Source organism: Desulfonatronum sp. SC1 (genome assembly GCF_003046795.1).
GTDB lineage: Bacteria > Desulfobacterota > Desulfovibrionia > Desulfovibrionales > Desulfonatronaceae > Desulfonatronum.
The window spans coordinates 12,398-30,170 of record NZ_PZKN01000017.1 but is presented as its reverse complement, the minus strand read 5'-3'; the positions used below and the strand labels follow the sequence as shown (position 1 = coordinate 30,170).

The 17,773-nt window shown below is 59.2% G+C and carries 14 protein-coding genes and 1 tRNA gene; 7 read left to right on the top strand and 8 right to left on the bottom strand.

The annotated features are described in order from the left end of the window. Positions 1-16 precede the first annotated feature (16 nt). Together C6366_RS10520 and C6366_RS10515 are read left to right on the top strand one after the other, a co-directional pair. Positions 17-3,691, top strand: coding sequence for a type VI secretion protein IcmF/TssM N-terminal domain-containing protein (locus C6366_RS10520; RefSeq protein WP_107737748.1), 3,675 nt, complete (start codon positions 17-19; stop codon positions 3,689-3,691). Next, positions 3,688-4,386 (top strand): AMIN domain-containing protein, encoded by a 699-nt coding sequence (locus C6366_RS10515; RefSeq protein ID WP_107737746.1) that lies wholly within the window; start codon positions 3,688-3,690, stop codon positions 4,384-4,386. The genes C6366_RS10520 and C6366_RS10515 overlap by 4 nt, the downstream gene beginning before the upstream one ends. A gap of 81 nt (positions 4,387-4,467) precedes the next feature. Here C6366_RS10515 and C6366_RS10510 read toward each other — a convergent pair whose 3' ends face one another. After that, positions 4,468-5,085: a response regulator transcription factor gene (locus tag C6366_RS10510; RefSeq protein WP_158269733.1), complete on the bottom strand. Its 618-nt coding sequence runs from the start codon at positions 5,083-5,085 to the stop codon at positions 4,468-4,470. Positions 5,086-5,686: 601 nt separating this feature from the next. On the opposite strand from C6366_RS10510, the gene C6366_RS10505 reads away from it, so the two are divergent. Further along, positions 5,687-6,646, top strand: a complete 960-nt coding sequence (locus tag C6366_RS10505; protein WP_107737742.1) for a hypothetical protein — start codon at positions 5,687-5,689, stop codon at positions 6,644-6,646. Between the two features lie 67 nt (positions 6,647-6,713). Here C6366_RS10505 and glnQ read toward each other — a convergent pair whose 3' ends face one another. From glnQ to C6366_RS10470, 7 genes are all read right to left on the bottom strand, one after another. After that, on the bottom strand, positions 6,714-7,436 hold the full coding sequence (gene glnQ, locus C6366_RS10500) for a glutamine ABC transporter ATP-binding protein GlnQ (protein WP_146164828.1): 723 nt from the start codon (positions 7,434-7,436) through the stop codon (positions 6,714-6,716). Between the two features lie 2 nt (positions 7,437-7,438). Continuing rightward, the gene (glnP, locus tag C6366_RS10495; RefSeq protein ID WP_107737738.1) at positions 7,439-8,095 is read right to left on the bottom strand and encodes a glutamine ABC transporter permease GlnP; all 657 of its coding nucleotides are present in this window, start codon (positions 8,093-8,095) and stop codon (positions 7,439-7,441) included. Positions 8,096-8,230: 135 nt separating this feature from the next. After that, a complete protein-coding gene (gene glnH, locus C6366_RS10490) occupies positions 8,231-8,986 on the bottom strand; it encodes a glutamine ABC transporter substrate-binding protein GlnH (protein WP_107737737.1) in 756 nt (251 codons plus the stop codon). 327 nt (positions 8,987-9,313) lie between these two features. After that, positions 9,314-9,389 (bottom strand) — tRNA-Thr (locus tag C6366_RS10485). Between the two features lie 132 nt (positions 9,390-9,521). Next, the gene (locus C6366_RS10480) at positions 9,522-9,980 is read right to left on the bottom strand and encodes a hypothetical protein (RefSeq protein ID WP_107737734.1); all 459 of its coding nucleotides are present in this window, start codon (positions 9,978-9,980) and stop codon (positions 9,522-9,524) included. An 80-nt stretch (positions 9,981-10,060) separates the two neighbouring features. Then, on the bottom strand, positions 10,061-10,933 hold the full coding sequence (locus tag C6366_RS10475; protein WP_146164825.1) for a menaquinone biosynthesis protein: 873 nt from the start codon (positions 10,931-10,933) through the stop codon (positions 10,061-10,063). Between the two features lie 63 nt (positions 10,934-10,996). Next, complete coding sequence (locus tag C6366_RS10470) at positions 10,997-11,668, bottom strand: adenylate kinase (protein ID WP_107737730.1); 672 nt, start codon at positions 11,666-11,668, stop codon at positions 10,997-10,999. Positions 11,669-11,858: 190 nt separating this feature from the next. Here C6366_RS10470 and C6366_RS10465 point away from each other — a divergent pair, with 190 nt between their 5' ends. The 4 genes from C6366_RS10465 to C6366_RS10450 all read left to right on the top strand — a co-directional run bounded on the left by C6366_RS10465 (position 11,859) and on the right by C6366_RS10450 (position 17,763). After that, entirely contained in the window at positions 11,859-14,798 is a 2,940-nt protein-coding gene (locus C6366_RS10465; RefSeq protein WP_107737728.1) for an insulinase family protein, read from the top strand. A 178-nt stretch (positions 14,799-14,976) separates the two neighbouring features. Further along, on the top strand, positions 14,977-15,372 hold the full coding sequence (locus tag C6366_RS10460; protein ID WP_107737727.1) for a cytochrome c3 family protein: 396 nt from the start codon (positions 14,977-14,979) through the stop codon (positions 15,370-15,372). 136 nt (positions 15,373-15,508) lie between these two features. Next, complete coding sequence (locus C6366_RS10455) at positions 15,509-17,437, top strand: hypothetical protein (protein ID WP_107737725.1); 1,929 nt, start codon at positions 15,509-15,511, stop codon at positions 17,435-17,437. A 131-nt stretch (positions 17,438-17,568) separates the two neighbouring features. Then, positions 17,569-17,763, top strand: coding sequence for a hypothetical protein (locus tag C6366_RS10450; RefSeq protein ID WP_107737723.1), 195 nt, complete (start codon positions 17,569-17,571; stop codon positions 17,761-17,763). The last annotated feature ends 10 nt before the right edge of the window (positions 17,764-17,773 follow it).

Genomic DNA, 17,773 nt, shown 5'->3' with positions numbered 1-17,773 from the left:
CCCCTGAGCACTCGCCATGACCAAACTCTTGTTTACCGCGCTGAAAATCTTCTTGCTTCTGGCCTTGGCCGTGGCCGTGGGCTTCGGGGCGTTGTTGCTGGCGGACTACATGCAGTGGCCGCGGTGGATCGTGGGTGTGGCCGTAGCCGGGGTGTTTTTCGTGGTGGTGCTGGTTCTGTTTCTGCGCCGGTACTATTACCGCCGACGGGAGGAAAAGTTCGTCAAGCGTGTGGTAGACCAGGACCAGGCTTCCATTCAGGCCGCTCCGGCCCATGAACGCCGCCGGCTCAAGGAACTCCAGGATCGCTGGACCGCGGCCGTGGCAACCCTGCGGGCTTCCCGGCTGCGCCATCGGGGCGACCCGCTCTACACGCTGCCCTGGTTCATGATCTTCGGCGAGACCGGGTCCGGGAAGTCCACGGCAGTGTCCCATGCCCGACTGACCACGATCCTCACGGACGTCGGCCCCACCAAGGGCATTGCCAGCACCAAAAATTGCGACTGGTGGTTCTTCGAGAACGCCGTGGTCCTGGACACGGCCGGGCGCTACGCCGTGCCCCTGGAAGAAGAGGACCGGGAGGAATGGGAACGGTTTCTGACCCTGATGGCCAAATACCGGCGCAAGGAACCGCTCAACGGAGTGATCGTGACCCTCCCGGCGGACCGGCTCCTGGCCGACGACGAGGACGCCCTGGTCGCCTACGGGCGGTCCATTCGGATGCGCATGGATCAATTGATGCGCGTGCTGGGGGCCAAGTTTCCGGTGTACGTGCTGGTGACCAAGCTGGACTTGGTCATGGGCATGACGGCCCTGGCCGACCTGCTCCCGGAGGATCGGCGCGGTCAGGCCATGGGGCTGCTCAACGACTTCGAAAAGCGAGCCCCGGAAGAATTTCTGGGCGAGGCCATGGGCCACATCGCCCGCAAACTCAAGGATCTCCGATTGGTGCTGGCCGGAAGCGCCGGTTCTTCCGGGGGCCGGGCCGCGCTGTTTCCGGACGAGTTCGAGCGGTTGACACCCCGGGTTCAGGCCTTCATCCAAGGCGCGTTCCACGAGAATCCCTACCAAGAAACCCCTTTTTTTCGCGGCCTGTTCATTTCCAGCGGCCGACAGTCCGGCCTGACGCGCTCCGGCGTGCTGGGCTCCCTGGAGAGCTTCAAGGACCGCCAGTGGCGGCTGCCGGATACGGGCCTGGGACTGTTTCTGCACGATTTTTTCTCGGCCATCCTGCCCAAGGACCGCTTCGGCTTTCGGATGCTGGGCGAGTATTTGTCCTGGCGCACGGCCACCACCAACCTGGCCCTGGGGGCCTGGATGCTCTTGCTGCTCACGCTCGTCGGCCTGTCCAGCCTGTCCTACGTCCAGATCCGCAAGGCCATGCAGCCCGTGTACGAGACCTTTCCCAAGTCACCGACCATGGGCGCGGACCTGGCTCAAGACATGGTCTCCGTGGGGTTGATGCGGGATCGCATCGCCGGGATGCAACGGGATCTGCATGCCGGTTTTTGGCCCAGGATGGGCTTCTACCAGGGGCAGTCGGCCCTTACGGGCCTGAAGAGCACCTACAATGCCTGGTTTCGCGACTATATCCTCACGCCCACGGACGAGGCCATGGGCCAGAAATTCGTCAATCTGGGCGTCCATGACCAGGAGGACGTCCTCGCCCCCTACCTGGAGTATCTGGTCTGGCGGATCGACACCCTCAAGGCCCGGGAAGCAGGCAAGCCCCGCTCGGACCAGCCCGGACAGGATGGCCCGATTCAGGCCCTGGCTCTGGCCTTTGGCGGAAGACTGCCCTACGTGGCCGCTTTTTTTCCGGACATGTACCGCTCCTACGCAACCTGGGAGGGGGACGTGGGCATTCTGAGCCGGGAGCGCCGGGAAATGCAGATGTGGGCCAACCGGATCATCGAAATCGAAGGCCAGGATCTGCACTGGCTGTCGGACTGGGCCGCAGCCCGGCCCAACCTGCACGACGTGACCCTGAACGACTTCTGGATCGGCCTGGGACAAGTCCATGGCGAACCGCGGGTATCCCGTGCGTACACGCGGCAAGGCAAGGAGGAAATCCGGAAGCTCCTGGAGCAGGTTGCCCTGACGTCCGCCGACCCGGAAGCCTTCAACAAACGCAAGCAGGCCTTCTGGCTCTGGTACGCCAACCAATTTGCTGATCAGTGGGACCAGTTCCACACTCATTTCGACCTGGGCATGGACAAGCTGGTAACCCGGGACGACTGGCTGAAAACCAGCGTCAGCATGGCCACCCTGGACAACCCCTACTTCAATCTGATCACGCGATTGCGGGATGAACACGCGACCATCGAAGGCATCCGCTTCGACCCCGCCCCGATCAACCGGTTTTTCCGGGAGTTTGATTTCCTGATCGAAAACTATCGGGCCAAGCAGTTGGGGGCCAGCCTGGATACGCGTATTTCTGAAAAACTCAAGCAACTCGAGGCCCGGGTGTTCAACCTGGAGGACAGTCTCGCGGCGGTGGAGCATTTCCAGACGTACATGGAGCAGCTCAAGGCCCTCCAGAAGGTCACAACGTCCATGGACGCGGCCTACCGTTATGCTTCCCAGGATTACGGAATGGTCGGCGACGCCCAGTCAGCCGAAGATATCGCCTTGGCGGCGGTGAACACCATCTCGCACCTGCTGGTCAAAGGCCAGGCCGCCGGTTGGAGGGACTTCTGGAGGTTCGTGGAAGGCCCATTGCTGTTTTTGGTCACCATGATCACCTACGAGACGGCCTGCGCCGTGAACGACCTTTGGGAGTCCCAGGTTCTGGCCGAGACCGCGAACATCCCCTCACGGGAACTCTGGACCACCCTTTTTGGAGATCAAGGCGTGGTCCCCCCGTTCCTGACCGGACCGGCCAAGCCCTATCTGCGGCGGACCCAGGACGGCTGGGAACCTGCTACGTGGCTGGATATCCCCTTCCCGTTCCGTCAGGGCTTCCTGACATTTCTGGATCAGGGCTCGGTGCGTCGGCAACAACTCCAGCCCAAGTACATCGTGCCCGTCACCACCTTGCCCACCAACGTGAACGCGGAAGCCAAAAGCGAGCCCTACCAGACCACGCTGACTCTGCAATGCGCGGCCCAGCCCCAGACTTTGGAGAACTTCAACTTCCCGAACTCGCTGGATTTTGCTTGGGAACCAGCCACCTGCGACGACGTGAACCTGCGGATCTACTTCCGCGAAGCCACCTTGTCCCAAACCTGGGCAGGAGAGTGGGGGTTCCGGGATTTTCTGCGCGATTTCCGGGCCGGTCGCAAGGTTTACGCTCCGGACGACTTTCCCCAGCAGAAAAGCATCCTGGAAGGGCTGGGCGTAAGCCGGATACAGGTCAACTACACCATGCGCAACGTGGACCCGATCCTGGCCATCCAGGACCTGCCGCCCTTGCGGGTGCCCAATCAGCCCGCCTACTGCTACGCCGGTCTCGGGGCCGGCGGGCTGCGTCCGGAGGCCGTGGCCGGGACCGGACAGGCCGGGACGGGCTCCGTGAGCCAGCCCGCGCCTCAAGCTTCTCCCCTTACCTCTTCTCAGGCCTCTCCCCAGGCTCCTCCCGCGGCCGCGAAGCCGCCCGCGGGCAATGGAGCGTCCTCACCTCCGGCTCGCCAACCCGGGGCTCCGGCTGATCCGACCGAACTGGCCGCGCCTCCGGCGGGAGGTGGACAATGAGCGTCCTGCATTCGTCCCGAGCGCCCTGGCTGATGCTGATCGCCTTCGCCTTCTGCGCCATGACCTTCTTTTCCCTGGCCGTGGGCCGGGACGTGGGACTGGTCGTCGCGCTGTTCAATCCGGAAAGTCAGGTGACGCTGAAGGACGAAGTCCAGCGACTCATTACCCGCTGGGGAGATAAAAGCGACATCTCTGAATCCGAGCACAACGCAACTATAGACTTAACCGGGCAAGCAACAACAGTCCGACCCGACGCATCCCCGGTCTTTCGATCCCCGGTTCAACCTCCTCCAACAACCGCCACCCTTCCGGATCTTCCGGTCCCTTCGCCACCGCCAGCCCAGCCGAACGGGCCGGGTAGGCTCCTGTCCCACTCCTTCAGCCCGGTCGAAAAAGGCTTTCAAGCCGTTTTCCGTGCCGACCGCCCCGTACCCAAGCCAAAATACTTTTTTATCGGCGAACCGGCCCGATGGGTCGTGGATATTCCGGGAGAATGGCGCAACACGGCCCGTTTCAACAATGCCATATCCAACGGGTTCATCCGCCAAGTTGTTCTCGGTGAACACGACGGCTATCTGCGCATCGTCTTCCACTACCGCAACGGGGATCTACCCCATCCCGCGCATTCTCCAGATCTTGTCCTCCACAACAAAGACCTGACCGTGACCATCGTCAGGCCAGACGCGGACGGCTGAACCAAGGAAGCTCCTTTCATCGCTATCAAGCAGCGAGGAGAGGTAGCGCCAACCGGCTCCCGACAAGGTTCGCGTTCCTGATCAAACCTGGTCACCCAAATATCCGCCACGGGCATGTTCCAAGAGATCGTGCGTCGTGCGCAGGTCAAGTTTTACCCTAAGTCTCGATTTGTAGGTGCCGATGGTTTTGGGACTAATGCCCAGCCGCGCGGCAATGGCTTTATTGCCCATTTCCTGGCCCAGCAGGCCATAGACCTGCAGTTCTCGGTTGCTGAGATGATCCATGAGCTGAACTGATGGGGCGTTTTCAGGTTGCAGCATTCGGGCGACCATGTGGTCGCTGAACGCAAGGTGGCCGGCGAGAATTTTCCGGATCGCGGCCAGAACAGCGGGAATGGGTTCGTCTTTCATCAAGTAGCCGCGGGCACCGTCCTGAAGCAGACGCTTAGCATAAATTTCCTCATCGCATACGGAAAGAATCAGCGTCGGGGGCAGATTACCCTGAGCGCGAAGCTGCTGCATAAGCCGCCACCCATTGCCATCGGAGAGGCTCAGGTCCAAAACCAGCACATCCGGTGTCTGGGTTTGCAGGTCATGCAACGTTTCCCGGCACGAAGCAGACTCGCCACAAACACGAAGATCAGCTTCGGCGTTGATGGCATGGCACAGGCCCTTGCGAATCAGGGGATGGTCGTCCACGACGTAGATGTTCCGAGGCGTCATGCGGCTTCTCCTTCCTGAAGAGGATTAGCTGATTGTTGAAAAATTCTTATCCGGCAGTCCGTTCAAAAACCCCAAGTGCAAGGAGCAAGAAAAGTTCAAGGTCGAAGCGTATTTATTCATCCGCGAGAGTTTGAACTTTTTGCGGCAACGCAGCAATTGGGAGTTCTTCAACGGACTGCCAAGAGGTCTACAGGACAGAGCTTTTGTAGGCCTGGCTTACAGAAAAAATCAACCTCAAGGCTGACAGACAACGCCGCGATATAATGGTTATGTGTAAGGTAAGCATAGCCGGGAAACTCGGGCGCTTAAGAACGAATGCGCATCTTCTCCTCCCTGCTCTCTCCGTCCACCCGCGCCGGGCACTGCCCATGCCCTCATTCCTTCTAAGCCCGCCAGCCCCGGTTATTGCACGCAAGGAGCCCGGATCGCCAGATCATGAACCTTCCCGTCCTTCTGGCGATCCGGGCCATAAGTTCAAATGCACGCGCGCGCTCCCCCTCAATAACACAGAGGGATGCCCATTGCCCCAAACCTACGCTCCAAAGTAACGATTTTCGAGATCCTTGTGGAGGCTGGTATGAGTAAAGGCTTGAATGTAATCCTGATGCACGACGATGGGTGGACATGGCGATGCCGCGTCCGGACGGCCTGGCTCAGAATCGGTCTGTACGCCATCCTGGCGTTGTTTCTGACATCCGGAACAGGACTTTTCGGGAGTTTCTTCTTCTGGAACAAGCTTACCCGGATTTCCTCCGAGAATCACGTTATGCAATCCAAAATCTCGGACATGCAGCCCAGACTGGACCGTCTCTTGATGTTCGAACAGATTTTCCTCGATTACGATCAGCACCAAGCCAGGGATACCTTGCGCCTGCCTACACCCGCCAGAATCAACGACGTGGGAATGGACATCGGCTTGCTGTCTGCCCTACTCCCCCCCGTAAGCGACGGATTCTCGTCCTCCATTCCGACCTCCGAGTTGAAATACGTCGCCTCGGATATAGAATCGGCGGAAAGCCGAGAACTCCGGGATACGGTTGCCGATTCTTTCCTCAATCAAAACCCGGCGCACTCGGTGGCGAAGCCCATTGCCGCAGGTGATATCAGCTCTCCGGATCACGAACTGGCCGAGGGCCATGAGCCGGACGGGACGGTCGAGGCTTCCTCTCCTGAGCCAAAGATGCCCGACGGGCCTGCCACCCATCTGGCCGAAGCGGACAATGTCCAGTTATCCCTGGGTGACGACAACATGGAACTCCGCTTCGATCTGCACAACCGTTCCGGCACGACCATTGCCGGCCGGATCGTGGTCTCTTTTATTGCCAGGAATGACCAAGTCGTCCAGGCTGAAGGAGGTCAGCGCGCCTTGCGGTTCAGGATTCAATTTTTCCGTGAAGTCCACTCACCACTGCTCCTGCCGGCGGGTTATTCCATCGGCGAGATGTCCGCCATGCGCATAGAAATCGTCAGTCGGATCGGCGACATCCTCTATTCCCAAACCTATCCTTTGGCGAACTTGCTGCCAGGCACGGGTTGACGCACCGCGGAAAGTTTCGACAAACCAGCTGAATCCGTGGTTTTTGACCATTTGGAGACTTGGCAACTTACTGAATATGTCGCAAAAAGTCCCGTAATCGTTCCGAGGGAGGGGCCTCGTACAGAACCTTGGGCGGCCCGTCGTGGATGATCCGGCCTTCGTCCATAAAGATGAGTCGGGTGCCTACGTTGACGGCGAAATTCATTTCGTGGGAAACGATGACCATGGTCATGCCCTCCTCGGCCAGAGAGCGCATCACGGCGAGCACCTCTCCTTTTAATTCCGGATCCAGAGCCGAGGTGGGTTCGTCAAAAAGCATCAGCTTGGGCTTCACCGCCAATGCGCGGGCAATGGCCACGCGTTGCTGCTGTCCGCCCGAAAGCTGCGACGGATAGTGGTTGCCACGTTCCTCCAGGCCCACTTTGCGCAACAATTCGGCGGCTAGTTCCCGAGCTTCGGCTCGAGACAAGCCGCGCACCTTGCGCGGTCCGAAAGCCACGTTTTCCATGGCCGTCATCTGAGGAAAAAGATTGAACTGCTGAAAGACCATGCCCGCCTCCAGCCGGATCAACCGAACGTCGGTCCTGGAATCCGCGACGCTTTTGCCGTCCACCAGCAGTTCTCCGGAGGTGATCTTTTCCAACACGTTGATGCAGCGCAGCAAGGTGGATTTGCCCGAGCCCGAAGGACCGATGACCACCACCACTTCACCTTGATCGATGGTCAGGTCGATGTCCCGCAATACCGTCACCTTGCCGAAACTTTTGCAGACCTTCCTGCATTCGACCATGCTCATAGGATTTTCATCCTTCGTTCCAGCAGGCGTAGGGACAGCGCCAAGATTGTCGTCATCACCATGTACAGGATGGCCACCGCGGTCCATACTTCCAAGGCCCGAAAGGTGGAGGCCATGATCTCCTGCCCCTGCCGGGTCAGTTCGCCCACGCCGATGACGATGAATAAAGAGGTGTCCTTGAGACTGATGATGAACTGGTTGCCCAACGGAGGAATCATTCGTCGGAAGGCTAAAGGACCGACCACGGACGTGATGACTTGCAGCCTGGACAGCCCCAGTGCAAGGCCGGCGTCCACCAAGCCCTTGTTGATGGAGAGCACGGCCCCGCGAACGATCTCCGCAATATAGGCTCCGGCGTTGACGGAAAGCACCATGATCGCCGCGTTCAAGGCGTTCATGCGGATTCCCAGGGCCAGAGGCAGGGCGAAATAGACGAACATGGCCTGAACCACGATGGGCGTTCCGCGGATAAATGCCACGTAGGTGAAGGCGATCCAGTTCAACACCGGAACCTTGTAAGCCTGCAACAGGCCGATGAGCACCCCGAGCAGGGTCCCCCCGATCAAGCCATAAAATGTGATCTCGATTGTCAGCTTCACGCCCTTCATCAACTGAGGCATGGAGTTGAGGACCACGTCGTATTGAAATTCCATTGAATGCTTCCCGCTGGTTAAAGATTTCGGCAGGCGCTGTAGAGCCCATCAGGGAGGATCAAAGTGATGGCGAGGTCCGCGCAAAAGGGGGCGGTTCCGGAATGGAATCGCGCCCCTTATCAGCGTGCCAATCGATTACCGAGGGCTGGGATCCTGGCCGAACCATTTCCGATAGATTTCCGCATAACGTCCGCTTTCCACCAGTTCCAGAAATGCCACGTTGACGTCGTTGCGCAGCTTGCTGCCCAAAGGGAAGCCTATTCCGTAGGATTGAGCCTGCATCCTGGGCCCCACGGCCTTGACCGCGCCCTCTCCCGCGGTTTGGATGTAGTACAATACGTTGGGTGTGTCGTGCATGGCCACGTCCACGCGACCAGCCCGCAGCTCCATGTAGGCCTGCTCGATGTTGGGAAACTTGATGATCTCCGACGGGTTCAGGGACGGGGCGTGATTGTCGCTGGTGGTTCCGGTGCGCACCGCGATGCGCTTCCCGGCCACGTCCTCCGGCCCCTTGATTTCCTCATTGTCGGCAAGCACCATCAGAGTCAATCCGCTATCGTAGTAGGGATGTGAAAAATCCACGACCTTTTCACGCGCGGAGGTGATGGTGATTCCAGCCAAGGCCGCGTCAATGCTCCCGGTTTGCAGGGCCGGAACGATCCCCGAGAAATCCATTGGCTGCAGTTCATATTCCACACCGAGCACCTCGGCGATGGCGGCCCAAAGGTCAATGTCGAACCCGGTGTACTCACCTGTTTTCGGATCACGAAATTCGAAGGGAACAAAGGCCGTATCCACGGCAACAACAAGCTTTTTAGCCGCCGCCGGGCCTGAAAGAAGACCGCAAGTCAGAAACAGCGCAACCACGACGCATCCAAACAATCTTTTCATGCTCAAACACCTCCGTTTAAAGTTTACTCCGCACTCAACAACTCGTCTGTCGGGCGGATATCATAGTGGATACATATCCAATAGAAACAAGGAGTGTCAATTTACCCTCGCGCCTGATCAACAATTCCGCTTCGCAAGAGCGCTGAGGAGGACGACAGAGGGTCGTTCCACCCGCGATACGTGGGGGGCATTGTGAAGACTGACAAAGATGTCGCGGATCGGGACACAGGGCCGGACTGGTCCCTACTGCAAGAGCAAGATATGGGAAGGGGCGAGGTGGAAATAGAAAAGGGCTTACGATTTTCACCGTAAACCCTTAATTTTCTCTGGAGCCGACGAGGAGATTTGAACTCCTGGCCTGCTGATTACGAATCAGCTGCTCTACCAACTGAGCTACGTCGGCGTTGTTGGTGGTGTTGTAGTATTCAAAAAGCCGACGAGTCACAATCGGTGAGATTGCGACTCGCCGGTTTTCTTTCGTCTATTCCCGGAAGCGAGCCGACGCTCATCGGGATGACCGCACCGAAGCGGTGGATTACAGTTCGGCTTGGACTTCCTCAAGCATTTTCTGAATCTCTTGCAGCTTGGACTGTTGAGCCTGCGTTTCCACCTGGGTGCTCAGGTAGTTGATCTTGTTCGCGGACTCGGTGAGCATGCTGGAGAGGACCACGCGCTTGGCTTCCTTGGGCAGGTCCTTCAGACTTTCAACCAGGGCTTCCATTTCGCCTTCCAGGTCGGCCATCTGGCCCTGAACAGCGACCAATTCCTGCTTCACGCCTTGAACTTCATCCAGCTTGTTGGCCACGCCGGTGATGTTCTGTTGCTGGGAGAAATAGAGGATGACCATCAGGACGACGGCCAAAAGGGCGACGAACAGGGCGGCCTTGCCCAAATCGCTACCGGTCTTCATTTCGAAAGCTTCTTCGTCGATAGGTTTGTAACCGGCCTTGGGGGCTTCGGCTGTAGAAGCGGCTTGATGTTCCGCGGCACTCATTGAGAATCCTCCTTATTCCATTGTTGATGAGACGGGGTCCGCAACCGTTTTGCGCTCAGTACTCAAAAATTGGTCGTTTATCAAGCAGCCAGGGCGAAATCTCTTTTGCTCGGGCGGCTCCAGGTCAATCCGGGGACCGCGGGAATCATGCCCATGCGGCGGGCGAAATCGCCGAACAACACCAGACCGGCCTGCTCTCTGGGGCCGAACGCATAGCGGATGCACTGCCAATAATCCTGCAAGCTTTTCATGGTCAGCCAGTCCGGCCGTTCCAGACGGGCGGCCAGCGGAAAGGGATCATCCCGAAATTCTCGCGACGCCGTGTAGAGTGCCTCGGCGGCACACGTCAAAAGATGACCAACACGGGGGGGCAGATTACGTCGAACCATCCAGACTCCGAAAACAAACGGTAGGTTCGTGAACTCTCGCCACGCCTGCCCAAGGTCGACCAAATGCCATCCTCGCGGCGGATCGCAATGCAGCCGCAAGGCGAAGTCGCCTATTTCCAGAAACGGCATGCCCTTGTCCAGTTCTTGGCCGGGCCGCCGTTCGACCCATTCCGGCTCCGGCCATTTCCAGTGAAACCGCCATAAAACCCGCAGCAACGCCGTGGAACTGGCCGACGCGGAGGAGAGCCCCACCCGAAGCCCGGAAGCCAAACGCCTCGGCATTTCCGAAACCGGGAACGGGCAGGCCAGCAGGACGCTACGGACCGGTCCGTCGGAACTGATGCTCAGGTCGGGCAACAACGTGTATCTGTCCGCCCGGGACAAGTATTCGAAAGAGGAAGAGGGGGCGACGTCCAGCTCTGCTTCCGCCAGAGCCTTGTTCAGGTCCGCGGGATGTCCGGCCACGATCCGGGTCAGGGCCTGCGTTTCTGCATCCAGGCGCTGCTGAAGCCCCTGAAACAGGGGCCAAACGTTCAGGTAGTCGATCCGTCCGATGCGGAGCATGGCCTTCTTCTTCTCGCCGTCGGCCCCGCTCCGCAACGGACGAAGGCCGACGGCGAGATCGGGCTAAGGCAGCTTGGACAGCAGCGTTTCCTTGATGGAATCAATGCTGCCTTCGCCATTGAGTTCAATGTAGTTGGTCTGCCCCTTGGCGGCCAAGTCCTTATAAAAATAAGACGCGGCCAGGGTGCCGGTGGTGGTGTCGTAGTAGATGTCGTGCCGTTTGCTGATGGCGGCTTCGTCCTGGTCGTCGGCCCGGGTTTTCAGGTCGCCGCCGCAGACGCGACACTTGTCGCCGTTGGGCTTGATGGCGTCGATGAAGATGTTGTTGGGGTGATTGGGATCGTTGACACAGAGGCGGCGGCCCATGATCCGGTTCTTGGCCGTTTCACGTGGGAGCAGAATCTCCACGACGTACTCCAGCTTCATACCGGCCTGTTGCAGGGCTTCCCAGAGTTTCTGAGCCTGAACCATGTTCCGGGGAAAGCCGTCCAGCAGCCAGCCGTCCTTACCCTGGGTCTTCAGGGTCTCCAGGACCATGGGGATGGTCACGTCGTCCGGGACCAGGTCGCCGCGGTCGATGTACTCCTTAGCCTTCTTGCCCAGGTCCGTGCCCTTTCCGATGTGCTCCCGGAAAATGCCGCCGGATTCGATGTGAGCCAGATTGTACTTCGATTTGATCAGGGACCCCTGGGTACCCTTTCCACTGCCGTTGGGACCAAACATCAAAATATTCACGCCACAATCCTCCTTGTGATAAAAGTTACAAGGCGATACCTTGACCTCCGTTGGCTGTCAATGTCAATAAACCGGGTCGCCGAACTCACTTCGTTGATTGATATTTTCTCTTTCATGATTTCGAATCCTTACTTTCGGACAGTCTTTTTGTCCGTCGTCAATCCATAGCACGCCAGGGAGAACAAGGATCATGTCCCACGATTTCACGTTGCTCAAGGAAACCTTCATCACCGAACTTCAGGCCCGGGCCTTTCTGTATCGCCACGACCGAACAGGGGCGAGGCTGCTCTCCCTGGTCAACGATGACGAGAACAAGGTTTTCGGGATCAGTTTTCGGACGCCGCCGGCCGACTCCACCGGGGTGGCGCATATCCTGGAGCATTCCGTGTTGTGCGGGTCGCGTAAATACCCCGTGAAGGAACCGTTCGTCGAGCTGCTCAAGGGCTCGCTGCAAACATTCTTGAACGCCTTCACCTATCCGGACAAAACCTGTTATCCCGTGGCCAGCCAAAACATCAAGGATTTTTACAATCTGATCGACGTGTATCTGGACGCCGTCTTTCATCCCCGTCTGACCCCGGAGGTCTTCGGCCAGGAAGGCTGGCATTACGAGATGGACGCGAACGGGACTTTGTCCATCCAGGGAGTGGTCTACAACGAAATGAAGGGTGCCTACGCCTCCCCCGACGGCCTGCTGTCCGAATACTCCCAGCAGTCGCTTTTTCCGGACACCACCTACGGACTGGATTCCGGCGGAAATCCGGAGCGCATTCCAAAGCTAACCTTCGACCAGTTTCTCGACTTCCATGAGCGCTACTACCACCCTTCTAACGCGTTCATTTATTTTTCCGGCGATGATGATCCAGAGCAGCGGCTGGCCCTGGTCAGCGAAGCCTTGCGCGAATTCGACCGTTTGGAGGTGGATTCCCACGTTCAGAGTCAAGCCCCTTTTGCCTCGCCGACCCGCCAAACACGGGGATATCCGGTCAGCGCCGGTGAAAAGAACGCCGGTCAGGCCATGCTTACCCTGAATTGGGTGGTGGGAGACGCCCTGGACGTCCGTGACGCTTTGGCCTGGCAGATCCTGGAATACCTGCTGGTGGAGATGCCCTCCTCGCCCTTGCGCAAGGCGCTGATCGACTCCAGCCTGGGCGACGATCTAGCCGGGGTCGGCCTGGAGGCGGAGCTTCGCCAGCTCTATTTTTCCACGGGGCTGCGGGGGATGCGGGTGGAAGCCGCCGACCGGGTGGAGAGCTTGATCCGGGAGACACTGGAAAGGCTGGTTCGCGACGGCGTCCCCACGGACCTGATCGAGGCGGCCCTGAACAGCGTGGAGTTTCGGTTGCGCGAGCGCAACAGCGGACGCTTTCCCCGCGGCCTGGCGGTCATGCTTCAGGCCTTGATACTCTGGCTGCACGACGCCGACCCCCTGGAAGGGCTGGCTTTTGAGGAAGATCTGAAGCGGCTGAAGAAGGATCTCCTGTCCGGAAAGCGCGTCTTCGAGACCATGATCCAGGCCCGGTTGCTGGACAACCCGCACCACGGTATCGTGCTCCTGGCTCCGGACCCCGAACTGGGCGAAAAGATGCGACGAGACGAGGAAGCCCGGCTGGCCGAGGCCCGGACTGACCTGGACGGGGAGGGTTTGGAGGCTGTTCGGCGGCGGACGGAGAAACTCAAGGCTTGGCAGGAAACCCCGGATTCGCCGGAAAACTTGGCGACCATCCCGGGGCTGACCCGGGCCGACCTGGACCGGTCCGGCAAACATATTCCCAGAACGGTCCTGGACGGGGACGGCTGCCGCGTCCTGTTTCACGACCAGTTCACCACGCGCATCGTCCATATGGAACTGGGACTGGACCTGCGCCGCCTGCCGCTGGAAGATCTGCCCTACGCCGCCCTGCTGGGCAAGGTTCTGGTGGAGATCGGCACGGAAAAGGAAGATTACGCCGCCCTGGCCACACGGATCAGTCGCAAAACCGGAGGGATATGGCCGGAGTTGTTCACGTCGTCGATACGCGACGCGGACGACGATGATCCAGCGGCTTGGCTTTTTCTGCGAGGCAAGGCCATGGATCACGGGGTGGATGAACTGCTGGCCATTTTCACCGACCTGCTGCTCGCGCCGGCCCTGGATGACCGTCGCCGCTTCACCCAGCTCCTCCTGGAAGAGAAGGCCGGGTTTGAACGGATGCTCATCCCTCGCGGCCATACCCTGGTCAACACCCGACTGCGCGCCGGCTTTTCCCTCGCGGACCTGGCCGGGGAACGGATGAACGGCATTTCCTATCTGTTCTTTCTCCGGGAGTTGATCCAGGAAGTCGAAAACAACTGGGAACGGGTCCAAGACCAGATGCGATCCGTTTTGGTCCGTCTGTTGGACAGGGCCTCGATGGTGGTCAACGTGACTACGGAGCAGGAGCTTTTCACCGCCATGGAACCGAAGCTCAAACACTTCCTGGCCGGGCTGCCCGTTACTTCCTCCGCTTCCTCCCACGCTTCGACCTGGGAACTGCCGCCCCTTGGTGAGGGCGAGGCCCTGACCATCCCCGCGCCGGTGAACTACGTGGGAAAGGGAGCGAAGGCCCCGAAGAATCTGCCTTGTTCCTTGGGCGCACTGATGGTCGTGACCCGGTACCTGCGCACCGCGTGGCTCTGGGACCAGATTCGGGTCAAGGGCGGGGCTTACGGCGCGTTCTGCATTTTCGACGCATTGAGCCGCGGGCTGACCATGGTTTCCTATCGGGACCCGCATATCGTTAAAACCTTGGGGGCCTTCGACGCCACGGCCGACTATCTTCGCGCGAGCCCCATCGGCGAAGACGAGTTGAACAAGGCCGTGGTCGGGGCCATCGGCGACCTGGACGCTCACCTGTTGCCGGACGCCAAGGGCCACGTCTCCCTGCGCCGCTTCCTGACCAACCAGGACGACGCATTCCGCCAACGGGTTCGCGAAGAGATTCTGGATTGCTCCGCCGCGGATTTCCGGGCCGTGGCCGACGTCCTGGACGCCTTCAGTGAGCAAGGCCGGGTGGTGATCTTGGGCGGGGAGACGGCCCTGAACGAGGCGGCCGCCTCGCAAACTGGGCGCAACCTGCTCCAGGGGATGCGCACTACCAGCGTTCTGTGATCGAAGCAGTGGGATGTTTTGACGGGCCCGACCGTGTGACGAAAGTCGCTTCAAGCGACGTGGCAAGGAAAGATCACGCGTCGCCGGGTTTCCACCTTGACTTCATCCGGAGTCCTGCCATAATGCTTCCAGGCAAGTTCTTTTTTACACAATCCCATGAAAAAGGAGGTGAATCACGATGAAAAAGTCTATCATTTCGATTTTGACCGCGGTTGCTTTGGTCTTCGCATTTGTTCTGCCGAACCTGAACGCCGCCGACGCACCTGGCGACGACTACATGATCCCCAAGCCCGGCGGGGACTATGAGCCGAAGCAACAGTCCATTCCCTTCGCTCACTCCGTGCACGGGGACATTGATTGCTACCACTGTCACCACACCGGGGACGTCAGTGAAGGCTGTATGGACGCCGGTTGCCACGACCTGATCAATCCGGAGACGCCCGAAGAGCGCAGAGACATTCGCTACTTCGAAAAGGCCTATCACGATCAGTGCATCACTTGTCACCGCGACCTGCGTCAGCAGGAACTGCCGACCGGTCCAGTGGCCTGCACCGGTTGTCACCCCAGGGACTAATCGCTTTCCCTGACGGCTTCCGCAATTCAAGAGGGGCCGCGGTCAGCCGCGGTCCCTCTTGTTTTTTGGGGTGCTCATGGTTTATGCAGACGCTGTCCGAGACGAAACGACCGTCACTTATGCCAAGGAAGGGACCATGCCCAGTGCCGCCAAAGATGATATTATCGACCTGACCGACATCGTTGAAGAGGGTCACCCCGAAACGCCGAACCTCAAGACCGCGAAGTCTTCCGCCCCGACGGACGAAACGCTGGATGACCTGGACCTGGAAAAGGAAATCGACCAGATTTTCGCGGACCTCGGTCCACCCGAGCGTGATGGACAAGGGAACGCGTCAGGCAAGGAGGGGGAGGCGGACTCGGATATGCTGAACCTGGACGGCCTGTTCGAGGATCAGGGCGACAAAGCCCCGGAGGCTTCAGATCTTGTGGAAGGTACGGGTGCCGGTGATGACTCGGCCCTGGATTTCGCGGAGGATTTCGACAAATTATTCGGTGAGGAGGCCCCGTCGAATCAGGATATCGAGCCCGGACCGGATGCGACCACCGAGGTCACGCCGCAATCGGCGGATGAACCGGACTGGTTGGCGGAACTGGACGGTCTCGGTCTGGACGAGCCCAAACCCGAAACGAATGATGTCGCGACGGACGCTCCTTCGGATCTTTTGGCGGATATCTCCGCTGACATGAACGTTGCTCCAGAAATGGATCTTGTAGCGGATCTTGAAAACGTGCTGGAATCCAAGTTGGAACCGGAACCTGCTCAGGATACCGTTCAGGAAGCGGCCCGGGGCGAGACCGAGGAAACACCGGACGTCATTTCCAGCGTGCCTGAAGAAACCGTGCCTGATTTAACCTTCTCTGCGCAAGATGATCCCGCTCCTGTCCAGCAGGCGACGGATGTGGATGCCTTCCCCGGACAAGAGGTCGGGGAGGTTCCAGCCCAGGCCGCCCTGCCGGAGTCTTTCTTGCAACGCATCCAAGAACTGGAAGATCGTTTGGCCGCTTTGGAAAACCAGGAGCCTCCCCAGGTTGTCGTGCCTGAGCCTGATCTTGATGGCCTGCTGACCCAGGTGGATGAACGGATCGCGGCCTCTCCGGCCCTGGCGCGGGTCAGCGAGTCCCAGGCTGAAGCGTTACAAGCCATGAAATCCCGCCTTTCCGCCATCGAGCAACAGGAGCCGCCCCAGCCCGACATTGATGACCTGCTGACCCTGGTGGACCAGCGAATAGACGAACGTGTCGGGTCACGGGTGGACACCGTGCAGCAGGCGCTGGACGGCGTGACCGAACAGGTGGAGACCGCCGCCGCCAAGATTGTCGACGCTGAACTGGCCAAGCTATCCGAGTCCATGTCCGCTGACGTGGAACAGCGCTTGAGAGATCGCCTTGAAGAGCGCCTTGAAGAGCGTATTGGAGTAAGCCTGCAAGGACGACTGGAAGAACTCAAAGCGTCCATTCGGGAAGACATCGAACAGCAGGTTGCATTCTCTTTTGATGAATTGAAACAAGACGACGGTGAGCAACCCGAAGACCCGCGAATCGCCGAACTGGCCGCGGGACTGGACACGCTCAGGGAGCGGATTGAGGAAATAGCCCAGAACCGGGTTGCCGACTCCGCTACGGAGGGCAATCTGGACGAATCACTCACTCCCATGCTTCAGGAGCGGGAAGAACATCTCGAAGCGCGCCTTTTGGACACGGTCCGTCAAGAAATGGGGAGCATGCGCGAGGACTGGGACGGACAGAAGAACACCCTGGCCAAGGATCTGGAAAACTCTTTGAACTACTGGACCAAGCTCCAAGACAAGTTCAAGGCGTTACAGGGGGAATGGCAAGTTCTGCGTCAGGACCGGGAAGCAACCCCAACCGACGGGCAAGAAGCGGGCATCGCCGCGTTCTCGGATGGATGGCGGGATGAACTGGCCGCGCTGCTGGACGAGCGTCTGGAAGCACTGCGAGAAGAACTGCGAAGAGAACTGACGGACGAAATGGACAAGGCAGTGTCCCTGGCCGCCGCGCGGATCATCCGCGAGGAAATCCAGGCCATGAGCCAAGAAGAGTAAGAGGCTGAACAATAGTTAAAAAACGGGAGGGCCGCCCGGTTTTTCCGTTTTTTTCCCGCCCGGTCATTGATCATGGTGGTCAAGACCATTTCCCCAGGGCGGGTTTTTTCTTTGCCTTGGAGGTCGCGAGAATGGATCAGACGCAAAAGCAGGCCCTGCAGGTGACCAAGGAAATCGTGGTCAAGTTCATCGAAACGAACCGGATTTCTCCGAACACTTTTCCGGAGTTGTTCGGAGACATTTACCGCTCCGTTCTCGGCACTATCCGCGACGAGGACGGGAACGGGACGCCGGAAGGCGAAAACGACCCGGAGGCGGCAAAGTGACGTCCATGGC